We start from the raw sequence: 21174 nt of genomic DNA, 5'->3' as shown, positions 1-21174 counted from the left end.
ACTCCATCTACTTTATTTGTTCATAAAAATCTTATGAACATTTTATTTATTATCTTTCATATCTAACAATTGGTTTTGTAATTCTGATTCAAGCTGATTTAATTCTGTTTCTGCTTGTTTACGTTTAGTGCGGCCTTGTTCTTGAATTTGAAGTGTCTGTTCAATTGTTTCGATAATATCATTTTGTGTTGTTTTTAGTGTCTCGATATCTACGACACCACGTTCATTTTCAGTAGCTGTTTCTAATGCATTTTGTTTTAATAATTCAGAGTTTTTTAACAGTAAATCATTCGTAGTATCTGTAACGGCTTTTTGAGCTGATACAGCATTACGTTGTCTCATCAATGTTAACGCAATTGACATTTGATTTTTCCATAATGGAATACTCGTTAAAATTGAACTTTGAATTTTCTCAGCAAGTGCTTGGTTTACGTTTTGAATCATACGTATTTGTGGTGCTGTTTGAATTGCAATTTGTCTTGATAACTGCAAATCATAAATACGTTTATCTAAACGATCTATAAATTGTTCCATATCAGATGCTGCTTGCACATCCATTTGATTGCCTGTCGATTTTGCTTGTGATCTTAGTTTAGGTACTTCAGTTTGTTGAAGGGCGTGCTGTTTCTTTTTTGCTGCTTCGATATATAAAGACAATTCTTCAAAATAATCTTTATTCATATTGTATAATTCATCTAACATATCGATATCTTTTTTTAAGTTATTTTTATGCTTGTCTAACTCGATTGAAATACGGTCGATTTGCGAACCTACAGACTGCATTTTCGAAAAGATTTCATTAACAGATGCTTTCGTGCGTTTAAATATGCGTTTCAACTTAGATTGGTTTTCTGGGTTAAGTTCTTCAGGATTAACTGACTTTAATTTGCTCATTAAACCATTCAGAGATTCACCCACAGGTCCTACGTCCGTAGTATTAACTTCATTTAAAATACGGTGTGAGAACTGCGACATATTTGATTGTGCTTGCGTACCATAATTTAATAAACCATCATTATCCATTGGCTTTATTTGTTCGCTCAACTTATCGATTTTTTGTTGTTCCTCTTGAGTATATTGCGTTTTATTATTGATTATTTCATTTTGATTAGCTGACTGTTCATCAATATATTTGTCCAATGGATGTGAACTTAAAAAGTCTTGTTCTTTAGCCATTCAATTTCTCTCCATTCTTAATTCTATGTTATTTATGTCTTTTCTGTTCCATTTTGTTTAATTCCATCTCTATATCTAGCTGGCTATAGTCTTCGTTATTAATTCTCTTCAAGTCAGCAACTAAAGTTCTTTTCACTTCGTCTAAAGTAATTCTTGTTTGTTCTAATTTTTGTTTTTCTTCTTTAGATTTTTTAGGTGACTTAGATAATCTTGTATATGCTTCAATTAAATTCAATGCATTATCAATATGTGAATAGAAGAAACCTTCTACTTTGAAAAATGAACCTGGTTGTTGTTTCACTGCAAAATAAATTGCACGAGAAATTCGGTATATTTCATTCACTTGTCTAAAATCTTTTATTGATCTCACGTTTACAAATGTTTTCAAAATTCTTCTAATCTTATCTTGTGCATTGTTTAACTGACTATTTACAAAATGATAATCACGACGTGACAGGCCAATTTCATTTAAATATTTTCTAGAAGTTAAACGTTGAGTAGGGAAGTAAATTGCCAAAAACGTTACCGCAGAAATAAGAAAATCAAATATAACATAAATATCTAAAGCAAAAACGCTAGTAAACCATGCGATAACTGCTACTGGAAAAGCTATGATTGTCCCAAAAATACGAGAAATAGTATATCTCAAACTTCATCTTCCTTTATATAGTTTTAAAATCCTTTAATGATTCATCAATATTTAATTCTTCTATTGTATAATCTTCAACATGCGAGGCAGGTGACGCACCTTCTATAACTGCATTTATAAATGGAGTTAATGCTTCTTCGTTACCTTGTGCATAAATATCAACATAATTATCAATATTTTCTACTGTACCCACAATATTATACTTTCTAGCTATCTTCTGTGTATAGTATCGAAAACCAACACCTTGTACCATTCCAAATACTTTAACGTGTTTGCACTGCATATTATCACCTCTTAGTAGTATTATACGAAATTTTAGGCTACAAAACTAATATTTACGTTTGAGCAATGTATGTATATAGGCCAAAAGTATGAGTCAGATAACTTGATTTTGTATATTATCTAGTTAAAATATTACACATAGACAAATTGTGCGACTCTAATTAAATTATATAAAGTATATAACTAGTTCTATTCATATCTATTTATAAACGTGGGGGATTCTATTTAGAGTGAATGTATGAAGACCATACATAAGTATAATCAACTTGTTCTATTTAGCTTAAAATTTAGAACACGCTATTTAAATGTTTTGAAAATATTTTTGAGCTGACTATGAAAGGGTGAAATATAATGTGGACAGTTGCAAAAATTCGAGCTGACTATGAAGGCTGGTGGTTATTTAGTGACTGGACTGATCATATCGTAGAACAACATAATTTTGAGACATATAACGAGATGCTAAGCCAATATCAATCAATCATTTTAAAATGTAAAAAGGATTATGATAACTATTTAATTGGTAAATATAATATTCATGCGTTTTATAATAATTGCGATTTAGGATTTTGTGAAGATTGCGATGAAGATTTACAAATATTCTATAGTTTTATTGTTTTAAATAATAATGAAGTATATTATAAATTACCTATTGTTGAATAAACAGTTTATTCAGATTTGTATTGCAATTTTATTTAAATTGCTTTATACTGTTATTCAAGCAATTGTTTTATTCCATATTGCAAAGAATATTGTAATAACAGACTTGAACTGTGAAATTGTATTTTTTGTAATATGCGAATAACGCATATTGAATGAATATTAGTCTTGGAGGTTTCACAGTTATGAAACAAGGTACAGTAAAATGGTTTAACGCCGAAAAAGGTTTTGGTTTTATCGAAGTTGATGGAGAAAACGACGTGTTCGTACACTTCTCAGCAATTAACCAAGAAGGATACAAATCATTAGAAGAAGGTCAATCAGTTGAATTTGAAGTAGTTGAAGGCGACCGCGGTCCTCAAGCTGCAAACGTTGCTAAACTATAATATAGATTTCTATATTGACTTTACGTAAAAAGAACCTTGTCAAAGGTTCTTTTTTTTATATATAGGCGCCTTTACATTTTCAATATGTTAGGGCGCCTTAATGCATGCGACAAGCATGTAAACCTTTATTTCCGTCGATTAAATCGAGTTAGGCTTTCTTAATGCATGCACAAAGCATGTATACTGCTAATTCTTTTCTAGATTATTTCCAACATGTTATGACGCCTTAATTCATGCGTAAGGAATGTAAACTTTTATTTCCGTCGATAAAATCGAGTTAGGATTTTTTAGTGTGCAATACACATATATTCATTCAATACAGGTATTTATAGAGCTTTCATTTATAATTATGCCCAAATAATCCTGAACTTTATATTGTTCAGTTAACGCGCTTAAAATGCCATTTTGAAAATACATAAAAAAAGGTTGTTAACACGCCCAATAGGGAATAGCTAACAACCTTTTTCTTATAAATCCATTTATTTTGTATCATTAATGATTAATTGACGTAATGATTGACGCTTAATAACTTCTCTTGCTTTCCCATCTTTTAAGAAAAATACAGACGGTTTTTGCATTTGATTATAATTTGATGCCATTGAATAGTGATAAGCGCCGGTTGATAATATGGCTAAATAATCGCCACGTTTAACTGTACTAGGTAATTGTGCATCTTTGATAATAATATCACCAGATTCACATAATTTACCTGCAAGCGTTACAGTTTCATCCTTCGGATCATTTCTATTTACCAATAAAGCTTCATACTTCGCATCATATAGAGAGGTGCGAATATGATCACTCATGCCACCATCGATTGACACATATTTGTTTACATTAGGAATGTTTTTGATTGTACCTACTTCATATAAAGTAATACCTGCTTCACCAACAATTGAACGTCCAGGTTCTATACCAATTTCTGGAATAGGGTAATCAGCTTCTTGCGCTATCGTTTTTATTGCTTCAGTTATTTCTGCAATACCATCTTCGATAGGGAAGCTCACATCACCTTCAACATACTTAATACTAAAGCCGCCGCCTAAATTAATCAATTCTATTTGAATATCATTTTCTTTCAACCATTGAATAACTAATTTAGTTGTTTCAATCATCGCTTCAGTACCTTCAATTTGCGAACCTACATGGAAGTGAACACCTTTAAGATTTAAGCGCTTAGCATCTTCAACTTTTTTGACACCTTCAATCGCTAAACCATGTTTGATAGACAAACCAAATTTACTATCTTCTTGTCCCGTTTGGATAAATTCATGTGTATGTGCTTCAACTCCAGGATTTAACCTTAATACTACATTTACTTCTTCACTTGCATAACGATCAATAAGATCAATTTCTTCTAAAGAATCGATAACGATATAACCCACTTTACTTTCTAAGGCATATTGTATTTCACGTTTCGTCTTATTGTTACCATGAAAATGTATATGTTGTGCATCAAAACCAGCAGCTAATGCTGTGTATAATTCACCTTCAGACACTACATCTAATTCGAGCCCTTCTTCTTCTACTAATTTAACCATTTGTAAACAAGTAAATGCTTTAGAAGCATATGAAATATTATAGTTTAATCCGCTCTTTTGAAAAGCTTCGTGAAAACGTCTCATTTGCGTTCTAATTTGCGTTTCATCATAAACAATCGTAGGTGTCCCAAAACTTTGTGCTATCGTTTTAAGGCTCGTCCCTCCAATTGTAAGCTCTCCATTATCTTTGTATTCTACTACCATAATTTATCTATACTCCTTTATTAGTGAGTCATGATTCATCGCGCTTAATTGTTCCGAATTCGCGCCCACACCTTTAAATGTGAATTCATCTACGCGTATATCGTTATTATATAGTATCACTTCATCTTGTGCACGCACATTGTTATCTACTTCTACAAACATATGGCTCATCATTAACGCGCGTATAGGGTAGCGTTTGCCATTAATCAATGCTTCATGTTGAGCTCTTAATTTAAGTATACCATCGCCATAACCAACATCTACGACCGCTAATCTTGTTTCATCTTGTGTAGCTTCAAAAGCAAAACTATATCCACAATAATCTCCTTGATTAACTTCGCGTACTTGAATGACATTACCTTTAACAGTCAATGATTGTTTAATTACTGTTTCATCTACATCACTATATGGTCTTGAACCATACAAAGCAATACCAACACGTGCGTGCGTGTGACGAGGGAAAACGCCATCCTCTCGATAATAACTTGCACTATTTTGTGCATGAATTAGACCAAATTGATAGCCCTCAGTTAATAATGTATCTACAACTTCTAACCATGCTTTTCGCTCATTTTCATAATCCGGCACATCAAATTCGTCTGCATATCCAAAATGTGTCCATAAGCCAGTTATTATCATACGCTGTTCATTTTTATTTTGTGCATGATGTACAAGGACTTCTCTCATTTCTGCAATTGATTTTAACCCTGACCGATGTAATAAATTTTCATATTCTAAATGAACTTGAATATCATATAAATCTTCTACATATTCATAATAGAAGTCTAGAGAAGGTAAAGTCATCTGAATATCATATGCGCGCACTTTATCGAACTCATAAACAGCATTCATTAAAAATATCGTAGCGTCTGGCACAAGTTTGCGAATGCGGATTGCTTCTCTCAAAGAAGTTGTACTAAAAGTTTGAATACCAGCTTTTTCGAATTGTTGAACAGCAAATTCTAATCCGTAATGGTATGCATTATTTTTGACTACTGCCATTAGTTGGTTGTCTTGCACTACATTTACTGCATTTTCATAAAATTTTTCTGTATCTACTGACCAAATGGCTGTCATTGTACACGCACCTCGCTGTAGGATTTTAATAGTTGTTCATAATAATCTGCTATACGTACGAGCATATACTCATTAAAATTTAAATGTGAAGTGTGTAAGCCAGTTACATAACCCTTAGTTTCATCGCGCACGCCAACAAATACAAAATAACTCGGCGCAAGTTGACTATAAAAACTAAAATCTTCGCCAAATAAATAAGGCGTAGGTTTATCTATAATTTCAAAATCTGCATTTTCTAATCCATGTTCAACATGTTTACGCAGAAGTGGATTATTATAAGTAGGTGGGTATCCTTCTTCAAACTTCACTTCACATTCTACATTAAATAATAAGCTTACACTTTCAGCAATTTTAACCATTTGTTGTTTCACAATTTCCAAGTCCTGAACATCGTATGTTCTGATTGTGCCTTCTAAATAGCCATGACTTGGCACGGTATTAATCGCTTCTCCAGCTTCAAAATGACCCATATGGACAATATTTCGTTTTAAACCATTCAAATGATATTGCTGAATTTGACCTACTTGGCTTAATACATGTTGTAACGCTTCTCCACATGAATGTCCTTGTTCTTTATCCGCCACATGGCTAGAAAGACCATTTAAATAAAATCTATACTCAGTAGCACTTGCTGTTATTTCTTCATCTCGTATAACAACTTTGCCTTCATTTTCAAAAGGCATGACATGAATACCAAATACGGCTTCAATATCATAATTTTTAAAAGCACCAGCACGAATTAATCGATTTGCGCCACCACCTGTTTCTTCAGCGGGCTGAAAAATAAAAACAATACTTTGCGGTAATGTCCCTTGGTCGACCATCGCTTTACATCGTTTAACAAACAGCATTAGTGCAGTAGTGTGGCCATCATGTCCACAAGCATGCATCACATTATCCGTTAAACTTCTGTAAGCTACATCGTTTTCTTCAAAAATTGGTAATGCGTCAATATCTGCACGATAAGCTATCGTGTGTTCACCGTTCCCAGGTAAATAAGCTACTAATCCTGTATCAAGAGGGCGTTCATAACTGATACCTAATTCATCTAAGTATGTAGCAATATAGGTAGTCGTTTCATACTCATGTAAACTTAACTCTGGGTTTTGATGCAAATGACGTCTATGTGTTGTTACGAATTCTAATTCATTCATTTAAAATCAAATCCTTCTAGTTTTATTAATTAAATTCAATCTTCATTCTAAAGTATTGTATTTATATGTATAAAAAATTAAAAAAATGAGGAGGTAAGACGGACTCATCAATGTATAATGGATAGCAACTTTTTTTAAAGTTATAAACGCTATCATTAATTACATCTTGTCTCGTCTTAAACCTCCTACATTAATTTTTATAAGTGTTCGTACTAAGAAGTATAGTCATAATGATGCTTGAGCTTTAATCAACTTAGTACAAGTGAAAATAGCATGAAATTAAGATTTAGTCATTCAATTTTCTTAAAGCTGAAACGATTTCACGTTTTGAATCTTCAACTTCACTTGTTTGTTTAATTACTTTAGCAGGTGTCCCTGCTACAACTGATCCAGCTGGCACATCTTGAGTTACGATTGCACCTGCAGCCACAATAGAACCTTTGCCAACACGAACACCTTCAAGAATAACTGCATTCGCACCTATAAGAACATCATCTTCGATTACTACTGGTGAAGCGCTAGGTGGTTCAATCACACCAGCTAATACTGAGCCTGCACCAACGTGCACGTTTTTACCAGTAGTTGCACGGCCACCAAGTGTTGCATTCATATCTACCATTGTACCTTCACCAACTACAGCACCAATATTAATAGTTGCACCCATCATGATTACTGCGCCGTCTTCAATAATAGCTTGTTCACGAATGAACGCACCTGGTTCAATACGTGCATTTGTGTTAGTTAAATCTTTTAATGGAATTGCAGAATTACGACGATCCATTTCAATTTCTATAGCATCAATACTAGATTGATTTGCTTCATAAAATGTTTTCCAATCATCCGCTTCACAGAATACAACTTTTGAATCAGGTGAACCAAATACTTTAAAACTATCAGGGAAGGTTACATTTTCAAAATTTCCGTTAATATAAACCTTTAGTGGTGTAGATTTCTTTGCATCACTTATATATTTAATAATTTCTTCTGCCGTTAAATGTTGTACCATAATTTAATACGCTCCTTAGTTTTTATAGGTTATCAAATGTATAAAAGTCATTTGCCTTATTAATTAATTTTTCTGCTGCACCGATTGCACCATTTGCAAAAATATCTTTTGACTGTGCTCGATGCGTAATTTCTATTGTCTCATCAGTACCAGCAAATAGCACGTCATGTTCTCCTACAATCGTACCACCACGAATAGAGTGAACACCAATTTCTTCTTGCGTGCGTTTTTCAGTGTTCTCGTGTCTATCATATACCGGTTTAGATTTTTCTCGCAAGTCATCAATCACATCATATAATTTTACTAATGTACCACTTGGTGCATCCACTTTTTTATTATGATGTGCTTCTGTAAGTTCAATGTCGAAATCTTGTAATAAGGGTACTGCTGCTTCTAAAATTTTAGTTAAAGCATGTACACCATAACTCATATTCGCACTGAAAAAGACTGGCATTTGATCACTTAATGCTTTAAGTTTTTTGCTTATTTCTTCTTTTTCACCAGTAGTTGCAATCACCAATGGTAAATTAAAGTCTTCATCCAATAATGGCAATAAGAGTTCTGGATTAGAGAAATCAATTGCAACATCTGCTTCTTTAGCATCTGCAATACGTTCAAAAGTAGGGTACGGATACGTTTTCGTAGCATCTCGTACAATCACACCAATTATTTCATGTCCTTTTGCTTCAGCTAATCTTGCGACACGTTGGTTCATCGCACCATAGCCAATCAATACTATCTTCATGCTTTGTCACCTGCTTTAAATTGTTCGTACGCTTTTTCTAACGTTTGACGGTCTTCATCTTCTAAAGGTACAAGTGGTAGACGTACCTCATAATTCCCAAAACCTTCCACCGCCGTTAATGCCTTCACTGGAATAGGGTTCACATCCACTGCTAATGCATCTAACAATGTTTGAATCGGTTGGAATTGTTTTTCAATATTTTCTCCGTTTTGTTTAGCGTCGTATAATGCTTGAAAAGATTTAGGAATCACATTAGCTACTACTGAGATAACGCCATGTCCACCTTTATTAAAATACTCAACTACATTATCGTCATTACCACTATAAAGTGTGAATTCATTTAAGTTGATACGCGCTTTTACTTCTTCTAAATAATCAAAATCGTTGGTTGCATCTTTTAATGCAATAATATATTCATTCTTACTTAAAGTTTCAACTGTATCTGGTTCTATAGTCATATTTGTACGAGAAGGCACATTGTATAACACAACTGGTAATTTAACTTCATCTGCTATCTTAGTAAAATGAGCAATTAAACCACGTTGATTCGTCTTATTGTAGTAGGGAGTAATCAGCATAATTGCATCTGCACCAATATCTCTAGCACGTAGTGAAGCTTGAATCGATTTTTGTGTATTATTCGTACCTGTGCCAGCAATTACAGGAACGCGTCCATCTACATATTTTACGACTACTTCTAATATCTGATCTTTTTCCTCATCAGTTAATGCTGGGTTCTCAGCTGTAGTACCATTTACAACGATCGATTTCACATCATTTTCAATTAAATATTCCAAATGTCTTCTAAGTGCATCATAATCTACTTCATTGTGTGTAAAAGGTGTTGTTAAAGCGACACCTACGCCTTCAAAAATATGTCCCATATTATTTTACTCCTTTCAAGCTCATAACTTGTTCAAGTATTTGCACTGCATTCAATGCTGCACCTTTCAATAAGTTGTCAGAAGTACACCATACATGGAATGTATTATCTAATGTTTCATCACGGCGAATACGTCCTACGAAGATTTCATCTCTGTCTGTAGAATTGATTGCTAATGGATATACATTGTTTTGTGGATCATCTTCAAGTACCACACGATCATCATTTTCAAATAATTCTTGAATTGCACTTACTGTAGCTTCTTTTTCTAAAGTTACACTCATGTGAACACTGTGACTGTCTTGGACTGGCACACGTACACAAGTAGCAGTAACTTTCAAATCATCATCTTTTAAAATTTTACGTGTTTCGTCTATCATTTTTTGTTCTTCTTTTGTATACCCATCTTCAAGGAATGTATCTATATGAGGTAGTACATTATTATAAATAGGGTGTGGATATGCTTCTGGCGCTTTACCATTTGCTCCCTCTGCTAAATCTTGTTTACCTTTCACCCCAGAACCTGAAACTGCTTGGTATGTCGTATATGCAACACGTTTCAAACCAAATTGTTCTTGTAATGGTTTAAGTGGTACAACTGATTGTATTGTTGAACAATTGGGGTTTGCTATAATTTTTCTATCTAATACAGGTTCGTTAACTTCTGGAACGATTAAGTCAACACCTTCAGTCATTCTCCATTGACTTGAATTATCAATGACAATTGCACCCGCTTGTTCAAAGATAGGGGAGAAGTGCTCACTTGTGCTTCCACCAGCACTCATTAATACATAATCAAACGATTCTTTAGCTGCTTCTTCTGTTAACTCTCTAACAGTGTAGTTCTCACCTTGAAATTCAATGTTTTCACCTGCTGAGCGAGCTGAGGAGAATAATATTAACTCATCAAAAGAAACTCCTTTGCGATCTAATGTTTCCAACATTTTTCTTCCTACTAAACCTGTTGCGCCTGCCAATGCTAATTTTGTCATATACCTTACACTCCATTTTTATTATTTTAATAAATCTTAATTATATTCCGAAAATTCAGATATCAAAAGCTTGATAAAGGGTTCGAACAGCTCGTTCACCATTCTCAGTATCTATCACACATGAAATGCTTATTTCTGATGTTGTAGTTTGATAAAATGAAATATCGTTTTCAATTAAAGTAATGAATGCTTTTGATGCTACACCAGAAATATCTCGCATGCCAGAGCCAATTAAAGAGATTTTAACGTATTCTTCGTTAATCTTGAAGTCTAATGCACTAAATTGTTCTTTTAAAGTTTCTAATATGGTTGATATCTGAAAAGCATCTGTATCTTTAATAGTAAAGGACATTTGCAATCCTTCCAAATTAATAATCTGAGATATCATATCAACATTTACTGAACCTTCTTCTAATTGAGTAAATAGCTCAGTAAGTAATCTATTATCTGGTAGAGGATAGCTGATTGTAACGTGCATCATATGCGTATCTAACGCCACACCTGTGACTGCTTTTTTTTCTAATAATTCTGCTTGTGACATAATCCATGTTCCTTTCACATTTGATAAAGTTCTTCCTAGATAAAGTGGAATATTATAGTTGTTTGCTAATTCGACGCTTCTTGTTTCTAACACGCCTGCACCTAATGCACTCATCTCCATCATTTCTTCATATGAAACGTATTCAAGTCGCTTTGCATCTTTATATAATCTCGGGTCTGTAGCATAGACACCATCGACATCAGTATAAATCTCACATGCCGTGTCATTGCTTGCAGCTAAGGCAACAGCAGTAGTATCTGAACCACCTCGACCTAATGTCGTCACTTCAAATGATTCATTAATGCCTTGGAAGCCGGCAACTACTAACACTTCATTTTCTGTAAATGCACTTTCGAACGTATCAGGGTTAATTTCTGCTATTCGGCTTTTCAGATGATGTCCAATTGTCTTAATACCAGCTTGATATCCAGTCATCGCCTTAGCGTTCACTCCGATATCATTTAAAACCATAGATAAGTAAGAAACTGTCTGTTGTTCACCCGTTGTTAATAATAATGCAAGTTCTTGTTCTTTGGGATTTGTAGTCAATGCAGAGACGTTAGCCATCAGCTCATCTGTTGTTTTGCCCATGGCACTTACAACAACAATAAGTTGTTCATCTTGCTCAACTCTCATTTTTAACATTTCCGCTATATTTTTTATTTTTGTAAAATCACTTACTGAAGAACCTCCAAATTTCAAAACACTTCTGTTCAATTCTATATCCTCCTCAATCAATAGGGGAGAATCACAGTATTAAAAAAAGAACAAGTTCGGAATGCGAACTTGTTCTATAATTTATATACAAGTGATGCACTCCATTATCTTACAATAATGACAGACTCTTAGCTCTTAACCATAAAGTCCAACGTGTTATAAGCTGCTATTATAACTATTTCGGCATCTCACCCTTTCAAAATTAGCTGCTAGCAGGCAGGTTCTTCTAATATTTACTAATGATTGATGCGCCTCATCAAAACCATATTTAATTTTTGTTTGTTTATGATTCATATTATACATATGCTTATATGTACTGTAAACCGCTTTTATAAAGTTTTTTAAATTTACTGAAAAATACAACATTTTATTCATACATTTTACGTTATAAGTGTAAAAATAATTAAAACTATTTAATGACACTTAAATTGTTTATTTTTTAAAATTTTAAAATTCTTCATATATTGCAGGGTCTTGCCCTTTTAATCTGCCATCTTTTTGGGATAAGTTGTTTATCTTTTCTACATCTTCAACTGCTAAGTTAAAATCAAAAACATTTAGATTCTGAATTTGTCTCGTGATAGAGGTAGATTTTGGAATCGGCACGACACCTAATTGAATGTGCCATCTTAATATAATTTGAGGTATTGTCTTATTATACTTTTCCGCAATTACAGCGATATCTTTATCTTTTATTACTTCAGATGCACGACCTAATGGACTCCATGCTTCTGTAATAATACCTTTTGTAGCATTATACTCAACCATATCTTGTTGATTAAAGTAGGGGTGTAGTTCAATCTGATTCACAGTAGGTAAGACACCAGTTTCTTTTTCTAATTTTTCAATGTGTTCTGGTAAGAAATTACAAACACCAATAGATTTAATGAGTCCTGCTTTTTGGGCATCAATCATCGCTTTCCAAGCTTCAACATATTTATTATGTCTTGGATTTGGCCAATGAATTAAATATAAATCAATATACTCAACATTTAATCGATAAATAGATTCTTGTATAGCTGTTAATGCTGCATCATAGTCTTGATAACGACCTGGCAATTTTGAAGTTACAATGATTTGATCTCTTGAAACATGACTTCGTTCAATTGCTTTACCCACTGTCCCTTCATTTTCATAGTTATATGCAGTATCTAATATTCTGTATCCTTGATTTAATGCATTAACGATTGCATGTACACCTTGCGCACCATTTAATTTATATGTACCGAAGCCAATTTGTGGTAAAAGTTGACCATCAATCATATTTAAATTTTCCATTAAAATAATTCCTCCGTTCATTTGAATTAATTATGATTATATAATTCAAAAATTCATTTTGAAAGTAATTAGCCCAAACAGTGGGGCGCTTCACTCTAAATCAGATGAATAAAACAAATGAAAAAGACACCTCTAATGCTGTAAAAGCATTAGAGGTGTCTACATTTTAAGAAGAGTATGCTACATATTAAATAGAATACTCTTCTTATTTATTACGTTACATTTAAATCAATAATACAATGTTATTATTTTAATACGCCAGTTTCTTCTAAATATGCTCTATAAGTCGTTTCTTTAGAAAGACCACCAGTTGGATTTAAATCGATGACACGGTTTGCAATCGTATTGATGAATTCAAAGTCATAAGATGTAAAGATAATAGAACCTTTGAATGATTTCAAGCCATCATTAACTGCAGTAATACTTTCTAAGTCTAAATGGTTTGTAGGTTCATCTAGTAGTAACACGTTAGAACTAGATAACATCATTTTACTTAGCATACAACGTACTTTCTCTCCACCAGATAAGACGCTCGCTTTTTTCTTAACTTCTTCACCGCTAAATAGCATACGTCCTAAAAAGCCACGTAAAAACGTCTCTGTTTGTTCGTCCTCAGGTGCATATTGACGTAACCAGTCAACTAAATTCGTATCTACACCTTCGAAATAGAATGAGTTATCTTTAGGTAAGAAGCTTTGAGAAGTTGTTACTCCCCATCTCACTGTACCTTCATCTGGTTCCATTTCCCCAGCTAAGATTTTAAGTAATGTTGATTTAGCGAATTCACTATCACCAACTAATACAGCTTTATCATTAGGGTCCATTGAGAATGAAATATTGTCTAATACTTTTACGCCGTCAATTGTTTTAGAAACATTGTCTACATGTAATAAATCATTACCAATTTCACGTTCAGGTGTGAATTTCACAAAAGGATAACGACGAGAAGAAGGTTGAATATCATCAATCTCGATTTTTTCTAATTGTTTCTTACGACTTGTTGCTTGTTTTGATTTAGAGGCGTTTGCAGAGAAACGTGCCACGAAATCTTGTAATTCTTTAACTTTTTCTTCTTTTTTCTTGTTTTGATCTTGAGCCATTTTCATAGCAAGTTGACTTGATTGGTACCAGAAATCATAGTTACCAACAAACAATTTAATTTTCCCATAATCTAAGTCAGCAATATGCGTACAAACATTATTTAAAAAGTGTCTATCATGAGACACAACAATAACTGTGTTTTCAAAATTAATTAAGAAATCTTCTAACCAGCTTATTGCAGGGATATCTAAACCATTGGTAGGCTCATCTAATAATAATACGTCAGGTTTACCAAAAAGACTTTGTGCTAATAATACTTTAACTTTTTGATTGTTTTCTAATTCTGACATTGTTTTATCTTGTAGGTCTGCTTTGATACCTAGACCAGAAAGTAGGGTACCCGCATCTGCTTCAGCATTCCAGCCGTCCATTTCAGCAAATTCGCCTTCTAGTTCTGCAGCTCTAATACCATCTTCATCACTGAAGTCTGGTTTCATATAGATTTCATCTTTTTCTTTCATTACTTCATATAAACGTTCGTGTCCTTTAACAACAACATCAATTACACGTTCATCTTCAAATGCAAAGTGATCCTGTTTTAAAACTGCTAAACGTTCGTCTTTCCCCATAGAAACATGACCAGTTTGAGCATCTAATTCACCCGATAAAATCTTTAAAAACGTTGATTTACCTGCGCCATTAGCTCCTATTAATCCATAACAATTGCCATCTGTAAATTTAATATTTACATCTTCAAATAATTTACGATCACCAAATCGTAAACTTATATCAGTAACTTGTAACATGCATTTACTCCTTTTCGTTATCCTTTTCGTTAATCTACCGGACAAATTATAACACACTTATCAACTTGTTTCGACCATTCTCGATGTAGTGATGCTAGTTTCTTCATAGCATGTTATAATAAATAAGAATAAATCTGTATGTACGAAGGAGAAAAGTATGGCCCAAGATGAAAAAGATATTGTAGGTTCTATAGAATTTCTTAAAGTTGTTGGATTAGAAGGTTCAACATATAAGTTAAAAGGACCAAACGGAGAAGAAGTTAAACTCAATCAATCCGAAATTAAAGATGAAGACGAATTAAACATAGGGGAAGAATATAGTTTCTTTATTTACCCAAATAGATCAGGTGCATTATTTGCTACGCAAAATATGCCTGATATAACAACTGATAAATACGATTTTGTAAAAGTATTAAAAGTTGATCGTGATGGCGCGCATGTCGATGTAGGTTTACCAAGAGAAGTGTTAATACCTTGGGAAGATTTACCAAAAGTTAAATCAGTTTGGCCCGTACAGGGTGACGAGTTATTCGTCACGTTACGTATTGATAGAGATAACAATATGTTCGCGCGTTTAGCAACAGAAACAATAGTAGAACAAACGTACAAGGCTGTATTCGATGATGAATTAAAAAATAAAATTATTGAAGCAAGACCATATCGTTTATTACGAATCGGCAGTTTCTTATTATCAAAAGATGGTTATAAAATCTTTGTTCATGAAACAGAGCGTAAAGAGGAGCCACGTCTTGGTGAAAATGTAAAAGTGCGTATTATTGGTAAAAACGATAAAGGTGAATTGAATGGTTCCTTTTTACCACTTGCACACGAAAGACTTGATGATGATGGTCAAAACATCTTTGACTTACTAGTAGAGTATGATGGGGAACTACCTTTCTCAGACAAATCAAGTCCAGAAGCAATTAAAGAAATTTTTAATATGAGTAAAGGTTCATTCAAGAGAGCTATCGGACACTTATATAAAAACAAAATTATCACGATAGACTCTGGTAAAATTGCTTTAACTAAAAAAGGTTGGGAAAGAATAGAAAAGTAATTCCTTCTATTATAAAGTGGCTTTTTTATCTAACCTGTTTAATAGCAATAATGTCCACTATTTATAGAATGAATTGGACTTCAAAATATAGTTCTCAACAAATCAATCCTGAAATCACTATTTTTATTTAGTGATTTCAGGATTTTTTCTTTATTTATATTACAATTTCAGGCTTGTTTGTAATATTTTTTCTAGAAAAACCTTATATTATCAACGTTTATAAGTCATTATTTTATAAATTCATAGCTATTATAAATTTTGTAAAAAGAAGCCGTTTTATCTTAACGAAACATTTACATTATCTATATTTGTAATTAATAAATTGTGTGTAATATAGGTACTGTAAGAAACACATATAACTTTTAAGGGTTATTTATTTATTTATTAGGAGGATGTTTCAATGAAAAAATGGCAAGTATTTGGAACTACAGTAATCGGCTCTTCACTTTTATTAGGCGCTTGTGGCGGCGGAAATGCTGGATCTGGCGGCGGCGAAGGCGAAGTTAAAGGCGATGGTTCATCAACAGTAGGCCCAATCATTGAAAAATTAAACGAAAAATTTGCTAAAGAAAATTCAGATGTTACAGTTTCATCTGGTACATCTGGTACAGGTGGCGGATTCGAAAAATTCATTTCAGGAAACACTGATTTTTCAAACGCATCTAGACCAATAAAAGATGAAGAAAAGAAAAAACTAGAAGATAAAGGTATTAAATATAATGAATTCGAAGTTGCAAAAGATGGCGTAACAATCACAGTTAATAAAGAAAACGATTTTGTAGACGAATTAACTAAAGATCAATTGAAAGATATTTATTCTGGCGAAGCAAAATCATGGAAAGATGTTAATCCTGAATGGCCAGATAAAGAAATCAAAGCATTTTCTCCAGACCAATCACATGGTACTTACGATTTCTTCACAGAAGAAGTTATGGATGATGGAGACATCAAAGCAGAGAAAAATGCTGATACAAACGTAATAGTTCAATCAGTTCAAAAAAATGAACAAGGTATTGGTTACTTCGGTTATAACTTCTACGAACAAAATAAAGATAAATTAAAAGAAGTTAAAATCAAAGATGATAGCGGTGAAGTTACTAAACCAACTAAGGAATCAATTCAAGATGGTTCATATGCTTTAAGTAGACCATTGTTCATTTATACAAATGAGAAAAAATTAAAAGAAAATGAAGGATTCCAAGATTTCATGAACTTTATCTTTGAAGACAAAGGGAAATCAGCTGAAGAAGCAGGATTTGTTGCTCTACCAGAAAAAGATTATCAAAAACAACTAGATGAATTAAAAGAAATTACTGGTAAAGATAGCAAAGACAAAGAAGAAGATAAATAAACATAGCTGTAAATCTTAAAGGTCGGGATTCTGGATTAGAAAACAAAGTGGCAATGGGAATAATGTCCACTTTGTTTCTCTATTTCTAAATATCCCAACCTTTTTTAACAATTTCGGGAGTCTATACGAAGGAAGGATATTAACATGGCGAATAAAAACCGCTCCGTAAGCGAAATGATTGAAAAAAACAACGCCAATAAGAATGGTGCAAGCGATAAAATTGTTCCTATTATTTTAGGTACAATAGCAATTTTTTCTATCTTAGCGACAATCGGTATTGTAGTCACATTATTAACAGAAACAATCACGTTCTTCACACGTGTTCCTATTACAGAATTTCTTTTTACGATGGAATGGAAACCATTCTCATCTGATCCTAAATTTGGAATTTGGCCATTAATTTTAGGTACATTGAAAATAACTGTAATTGCTACAATAGTAGCAGTGCCATTAGGTCTGGGTGCAGCACTTTACTTAAGTGAATATGCTTCGGCACGTGCTAAAAGTATTATCAAACCTATATTAGAAATATTATCTGGTATTCCAACGATTGTATTCGGTTTCTTTGCTCTAACATTTGTTACACCGTTAATACGTGGAATCTTTCCAGAAATAGGTAGTTTCAACTCTATTAGTCCAGGTCTTGTAGTTGGTGTAATGATTATTCCATTAATATCAAGTATGAGTGAAGATGCAATGTCATCTGTACCAAATAAAATGCGTGAAGGTGCATTAGGTTTAGGTGCTACAAAATTTGAAGTAGCAACTAAAGTCATTTTACCAGCTGCAACATCAGGTATTATGGCCTCTATTGTATTAGCGATTTCACGTGCAATTGGCGAAACTATGATCGTATCTCTTGCTGCAGGTAGTACCCCATCTGCATCGCTTGATATAACAGGATCTATTCAAACAATGACAGGTTATATCGTTCAAGTAGCAACAGGTGATGCAACATTTGGTACTGATACTTACTATAGTATTTATGCAGTAGGGTTCACTTTATTCTTATTCACGTTAGTAATGAATTTGATTTCTCAATGGATTACGAAACGTTTCAGAGAGGAGTATTAATATGACTGAAACAAATAAAAAAATACTTGTAGATCAACAAACAGTTGAAAAGAAACTCTCTGGGAGGTTAACGACAAATAAAGTTAATAAGTGGGCTTTCTTTGGCTGTACAATGATTGGTCTACTCGTATTAGCTGCATTACTCATTGATACACTTATAAAAGGTGCTGGACACTTAACTCCATCATTCTTCACTAATTTTTCATCATCAACACCATCTATGGCAGGAATTAAAGGCGCATTTATCGGTACAGTATGGTTAATGGTTACTATTATCCCGATAACAATTACTTTAGGTGTTGGTACTGCAATTTATTTGGAAGAATATGCTAAAGAAAATGCACTTACAAATTTTATTAAGGTAAGTATCTCAAACTTAGCTGGCGTACCTTCAGTCGTATTCGGTTTACTCGGTCTTACAATTTTCGTAAGAGGTATGGGTATTGATTCAATTGCACTCGGCAACTCTGTTTTAGCAGCTGCATTAACAATGTCGTTACTTATCTTACCGGTAATTATTGTAGCTAGCCAAGAAGCAATTAGATCCGTACCGCCTTCAGTAAAAGAAGCTTCTTACGGATTAGGTGCCAATAAATGGCAAACAATACGCCGTGTTGTGTTACCAGCTGCAATTCCTGGTATTTTGACAGGTTTCATCTTAGCACTATCTCGTGCGTTAGGTGAGACAGCACCATTAATTTTAATTGGTATACCAACGATTTTATTACAGTTACCATCTACAATATTCGATCAATTTCAAGCGTTACCAATGTCAATTTATAGCTGGACAAAATTACCACAGGCAGAATTCCAAAACGTTGCATCGGCAGGAATTATCGTACTACTCGTTATATTATTATTAATGAATGCAGTAGCGATATTCTTAAGAAATAAATATAGTAAAAAGTACTAGAATTAAGACACGATAAATATTATTTAACAAGGCTAGTAAATGGGAATGTGCTAGGATTTCAGTAAAATCTTAGCATCTAGCCTAAAAAAAGGAGTTTTAATTATGAATAAACAAATTATAGATAATAACGATACTAACGATACATTAAAAGCACATACTGACCGTAATGACTCACCAATAGCTACTATTGAGCCAAATCATTCAGACAATAAAATTCCAGATAACCAAAAGAAAATTGTCTATTCAACTAAAAATCTTGATTTATGGTATGGCGAAAATCATGCATTAAAAAACATTAACTTAGATATTTTAGAAAATAATGTAACAGCGATTATTGGACCATCAGGTTGTGGAAAATCAACATACATTAAAGCATTAAATCGTATGGTTGAACTTGTACCATCTGTTAAAACTGCTGGTAAAATCATGTACCGCGATAAAAATATTTTCGATAATAAATATTCAGTTGAAAAATTGAGAACAAATGTAGGGATGGTATTCCAGCAACCAAATCCATTTCCTAAATCAATTTATGATAATATAACTTATGGTCCTAAAATCCATGGTATTAAAAACAAAAAAGTTTTAGATGAAATTGTTGAAAAATCTTTACGTGGCGCTGCAATATGGGATGAATTAAAAGATGACTTAGACAAAAACGCTTATAGTTTATCAGGTGGACAACAGCAACGTGTTTGTATTGCACGTACATTAGCTATTGAACCAGATGTTATATTAATGGATGAGCCAACGTCAGCTTTAGACCCAATATCAACATTAAAAATAGAAGAGCTTGTTCAAGAGCTTAAAGAAAAGTATTCAATCATCATTGTTACGCATAATATGCAACAAGCTGCTCGTGTTTCTGATAAAACTGCTTTCTTCCTTAACGGCTATGTTAATGAATACGATGACACTGATAAGATATTCTCTAATCCTGCAGATAAACAAACTGAAGATTATATCTCAGGTCGCTTCGGTTAATCTATGGCAACAATTAGACATAAATATGAAGGCCAACTAGACGGACTTATTAAAGATCTACGTCGACTTGGTCTTTATGTATATCATAATATAGAATTCGGACTAACGTCGTTAAGTGAAGAAGATCGTAATTATGCTAGACAAACCATAGCCAAGGATAAAGAAATCAATGAGCAAGAAACTGCAATTAATGAAAAAGTAATTTTGCTTATCACTAAGCAACAACCGATTGCTACAGATTTACGTTTAATGATGGCCGCTTTAAAAATTGCCACTGATTTTGAACGTATAGGGGACAATGCAGCAAGTATAGCGAAAATTAGATTACGTGCAAAAATTATTGATGAATATGTACTGACGAGACTCAACACTATGGGCAAACTTGCGCTCTTAATGTTAAAAGACTTAGATGATGCAGTAAAAGATAATGATATTACCTTAATAAAAGAAATCATTGATCGTGATAAAGATATTGATGATATCTATAAAAACATTGTGAATACAACTTATTTAATAGATAATGATCCTTTCGTTGCAGGTCAAGCACATTTAGCTGCAAGACATTTGGAACGCATTGGAGATCATATTTGCAATATAGCAGAGAACATCTATTTCTTTATTACTGGTGAACGTTATGAATCCTATAATAAATAAACAAGA

At 33.2% G+C, this 21174-nt stretch carries 21 protein-coding genes and 1 riboswitch; of the genes, 8 read left to right on the top strand and 13 right to left on the bottom strand.

Annotated features, from left to right (window positions below):
- Nucleotides 1-42: 42 nt before the first annotated feature.
- From M4L39_RS03095 to M4L39_RS03085, 3 genes are read right to left on the bottom strand one after another with little or no spacing between them, the layout of a single operon-like run.
- On the bottom strand, nt 43-1176 hold the full coding sequence (locus M4L39_RS03095; RefSeq protein WP_277580701.1) for a toxic anion resistance protein: 1134 nt from the start codon (nt 1174-1176) through the stop codon (nt 43-45).
- A gap of 28 nt (nt 1177-1204) precedes the next feature.
- Complete coding sequence (locus M4L39_RS03090) at nt 1205-1825, bottom strand: 5-bromo-4-chloroindolyl phosphate hydrolysis family protein (protein ID WP_277580700.1); 621 nt, start codon at nt 1823-1825, stop codon at nt 1205-1207.
- A 13-nt stretch (nt 1826-1838) separates the two neighbouring features.
- On the bottom strand, nt 1839-2108 hold the full coding sequence (locus M4L39_RS03085) for an acylphosphatase (protein WP_277580699.1): 270 nt from the start codon (nt 2106-2108) through the stop codon (nt 1839-1841).
- 350 nt (nt 2109-2458) lie between these two features.
- Here M4L39_RS03085 and msaA point away from each other — a divergent pair, with 350 nt between their 5' ends.
- Both msaA and M4L39_RS03075 read left to right on the top strand, forming a co-directional pair.
- Nucleotides 2459-2767, top strand: a complete 309-nt coding sequence (gene msaA / locus M4L39_RS03080; protein WP_277580698.1) for a regulatory protein MsaA — start codon at nt 2459-2461, stop codon at nt 2765-2767.
- A 182-nt stretch (nt 2768-2949) separates the two neighbouring features.
- Nucleotides 2950-3150 carry a cold-shock protein gene (locus tag M4L39_RS03075; protein WP_057512167.1) on the top strand — a complete coding sequence of 67 codons (201 nt, stop codon included), beginning with the start codon at nt 2950-2952 and terminating at the stop codon, nt 3148-3150.
- 479 nt (nt 3151-3629) lie between these two features.
- Here the strand turns inward: M4L39_RS03075 and lysA are convergent, their stop codons facing one another.
- The 10 genes from lysA to M4L39_RS03025 all read right to left on the bottom strand — a co-directional run bounded on the left by lysA (nt 3630) and on the right by M4L39_RS03025 (nt 15135).
- A complete protein-coding gene (gene lysA, locus M4L39_RS03070) occupies nt 3630-4895 on the bottom strand; it encodes a diaminopimelate decarboxylase (RefSeq protein ID WP_277580697.1) in 1266 nt (421 codons plus the stop codon).
- Between the two features lie 3 nt (nt 4896-4898).
- Entirely contained in the window at nt 4899-5972 is a 1074-nt protein-coding gene (locus M4L39_RS03065; RefSeq protein ID WP_277580696.1) for an alanine racemase, read from the bottom strand.
- The gene (locus tag M4L39_RS03060; protein WP_277580695.1) at nt 5969-7126 is read right to left on the bottom strand and encodes a M20 metallopeptidase family protein; all 1158 of its coding nucleotides are present in this window, start codon (nt 7124-7126) and stop codon (nt 5969-5971) included. Before M4L39_RS03060 ends, M4L39_RS03065 begins: the two co-directional genes overlap by 4 nt.
- Before the next feature lie 286 nt (nt 7127-7412).
- Nucleotides 7413-8132: a 2,3,4,5-tetrahydropyridine-2,6-dicarboxylate N-acetyltransferase gene (gene dapD, locus M4L39_RS03055; RefSeq protein WP_277580694.1), complete on the bottom strand. Its 720-nt coding sequence runs from the start codon at nt 8130-8132 to the stop codon at nt 7413-7415.
- Between the two features lie 22 nt (nt 8133-8154).
- On the bottom strand, nt 8155-8877 hold the full coding sequence (dapB, locus tag M4L39_RS03050) for a 4-hydroxy-tetrahydrodipicolinate reductase (RefSeq protein WP_277580693.1): 723 nt from the start codon (nt 8875-8877) through the stop codon (nt 8155-8157).
- Entirely contained in the window at nt 8874-9761 is an 888-nt protein-coding gene (dapA, locus tag M4L39_RS03045; RefSeq protein WP_277580692.1) for a 4-hydroxy-tetrahydrodipicolinate synthase, read from the bottom strand. Before dapA ends, dapB begins: the two co-directional genes overlap by 4 nt.
- 1 nt (nt 9762) lies before the next feature.
- Entirely contained in the window at nt 9763-10752 is a 990-nt protein-coding gene (locus M4L39_RS03040) for an aspartate-semialdehyde dehydrogenase (RefSeq protein ID WP_277580691.1), read from the bottom strand.
- 55 nt (nt 10753-10807) lie between these two features.
- On the bottom strand, nt 10808-12010 hold the full coding sequence (locus tag M4L39_RS03035) for an aspartate kinase (RefSeq protein WP_277580690.1): 1203 nt from the start codon (nt 12008-12010) through the stop codon (nt 10808-10810).
- Between the two features lie 86 nt (nt 12011-12096).
- Nucleotides 12097-12275, bottom strand: a riboswitch (Lysine riboswitch).
- Between the two features lie 182 nt (nt 12276-12457).
- Nucleotides 12458-13288 (bottom strand): aldo/keto reductase, encoded by an 831-nt coding sequence (locus M4L39_RS03030; RefSeq protein ID WP_277580689.1) that lies wholly within the window; start codon nt 13286-13288, stop codon nt 12458-12460.
- 245 nt (nt 13289-13533) lie between these two features.
- Nucleotides 13534-15135, bottom strand: a complete 1602-nt coding sequence (locus M4L39_RS03025) for an ABC-F family ATP-binding cassette domain-containing protein (protein WP_277580688.1) — start codon at nt 15133-15135, stop codon at nt 13534-13536.
- Between the two features lie 157 nt (nt 15136-15292).
- Here M4L39_RS03025 and cvfB point away from each other — a divergent pair, with 157 nt between their 5' ends.
- The 6 genes from cvfB (at nt 15293) to phoU (ending at nt 21168) form a co-directional block, all read left to right on the top strand.
- Nucleotides 15293-16192, top strand: coding sequence for an RNA-binding virulence regulatory protein CvfB (gene cvfB / locus M4L39_RS03020; protein ID WP_277580687.1), 900 nt, complete (start codon nt 15293-15295; stop codon nt 16190-16192).
- Between the two features lie 400 nt (nt 16193-16592).
- Nucleotides 16593-17543, top strand: a complete 951-nt coding sequence (locus M4L39_RS03015) for a PstS family phosphate ABC transporter substrate-binding protein (protein WP_277580686.1) — start codon at nt 16593-16595, stop codon at nt 17541-17543.
- A 144-nt stretch (nt 17544-17687) separates the two neighbouring features.
- Complete coding sequence (pstC, locus tag M4L39_RS03010; protein WP_277580685.1) at nt 17688-18617, top strand: phosphate ABC transporter permease subunit PstC; 930 nt, start codon at nt 17688-17690, stop codon at nt 18615-18617.
- Nucleotide 18618: 1 nt separating this feature from the next.
- Nucleotides 18619-19530: a phosphate ABC transporter permease PstA gene (pstA, locus tag M4L39_RS03005; RefSeq protein ID WP_277580684.1), complete on the top strand. Its 912-nt coding sequence runs from the start codon at nt 18619-18621 to the stop codon at nt 19528-19530.
- Between the two features lie 99 nt (nt 19531-19629).
- Nucleotides 19630-20514, top strand: a complete 885-nt coding sequence (pstB, locus tag M4L39_RS03000) for a phosphate ABC transporter ATP-binding protein PstB (RefSeq protein ID WP_431197626.1) — start codon at nt 19630-19632, stop codon at nt 20512-20514.
- A 3-nt stretch (nt 20515-20517) separates the two neighbouring features.
- Nucleotides 20518-21168 (top strand): phosphate signaling complex protein PhoU, encoded by a 651-nt coding sequence (gene phoU, locus M4L39_RS02995; RefSeq protein ID WP_277580682.1) that lies wholly within the window; start codon nt 20518-20520, stop codon nt 21166-21168.
- Nucleotides 21169-21174: the final 6 nt, after the last annotated feature.

The sequence above is a fragment of the Staphylococcus equorum genome, assembly GCF_029531845.1.
GTDB classification, from domain to species: domain Bacteria; phylum Bacillota; class Bacilli; order Staphylococcales; family Staphylococcaceae; genus Staphylococcus; species Staphylococcus equorum_C.
Note: the sequence above shows the minus strand (reverse complement) of the source record. Positions and strands in the feature narration are given on the sequence as shown.

Excerpts from the sequence above, each read along its gene's own strand:
- lysA (WP_277580697.1), bottom strand. The coding sequence starts at position 4,895 with ATGGTAGTAGAATACAAAGATAATGGAGAGCTTACAATTGGAGGGACG.
- pstC (WP_277580685.1), top strand. The coding sequence starts at position 17,688 with ATGGCGAATAAAAACCGCTCCGTAAGCGAAATGATTGAAAAAAACAAC.
- pstA (WP_277580684.1), top strand. The coding sequence starts at position 18,619 with ATGACTGAAACAAATAAAAAAATACTTGTAGATCAACAAACAGTTGAA.
- phoU (WP_277580682.1), top strand. The coding sequence starts at position 20,518 with ATGGCAACAATTAGACATAAATATGAAGGCCAACTAGACGGACTTATT.
- dapB (WP_277580693.1), bottom strand. The coding sequence starts at position 8,877 with ATGAAGATAGTATTGATTGGCTATGGTGCGATGAACCAACGTGTCGCA.
- msaA (WP_277580698.1), top strand. The coding sequence starts at position 2,459 with ATGTGGACAGTTGCAAAAATTCGAGCTGACTATGAAGGCTGGTGGTTA.
- M4L39_RS03040 (WP_277580691.1), bottom strand. The coding sequence starts at position 10,752 with ATGACAAAATTAGCATTGGCAGGCGCAACAGGTTTAGTAGGAAGAAAA.
- M4L39_RS03025 (WP_277580688.1), bottom strand. The coding sequence starts at position 15,135 with ATGTTACAAGTTACTGATATAAGTTTACGATTTGGTGATCGTAAATTA.
- M4L39_RS03095 (WP_277580701.1), bottom strand. The coding sequence starts at position 1,176 with ATGGCTAAAGAACAAGACTTTTTAAGTTCACATCCATTGGACAAATAT.
- M4L39_RS03030 (WP_277580689.1), bottom strand. The coding sequence starts at position 13,288 with ATGGAAAATTTAAATATGATTGATGGTCAACTTTTACCACAAATTGGC.
- cvfB (WP_277580687.1), top strand. The coding sequence starts at position 15,293 with ATGGCCCAAGATGAAAAAGATATTGTAGGTTCTATAGAATTTCTTAAA.
- M4L39_RS03065 (WP_277580696.1), bottom strand. The coding sequence starts at position 5,972 with ATGACAGCCATTTGGTCAGTAGATACAGAAAAATTTTATGAAAATGCA.
- dapA (WP_277580692.1), bottom strand. The coding sequence starts at position 9,761 with ATGGGACATATTTTTGAAGGCGTAGGTGTCGCTTTAACAACACCTTTT.
- M4L39_RS03085 (WP_277580699.1), bottom strand. The coding sequence starts at position 2,108 with ATGCAGTGCAAACACGTTAAAGTATTTGGAATGGTACAAGGTGTTGGT.
- M4L39_RS03015 (WP_277580686.1), top strand. The coding sequence starts at position 16,593 with ATGAAAAAATGGCAAGTATTTGGAACTACAGTAATCGGCTCTTCACTT.
- M4L39_RS03075 (WP_057512167.1), top strand. The coding sequence starts at position 2,950 with ATGAAACAAGGTACAGTAAAATGGTTTAACGCCGAAAAAGGTTTTGGT.
- dapD (WP_277580694.1), bottom strand. The coding sequence starts at position 8,132 with ATGGTACAACATTTAACGGCAGAAGAAATTATTAAATATATAAGTGAT.
- M4L39_RS03060 (WP_277580695.1), bottom strand. The coding sequence starts at position 7,126 with ATGAATGAATTAGAATTCGTAACAACACATAGACGTCATTTGCATCAA.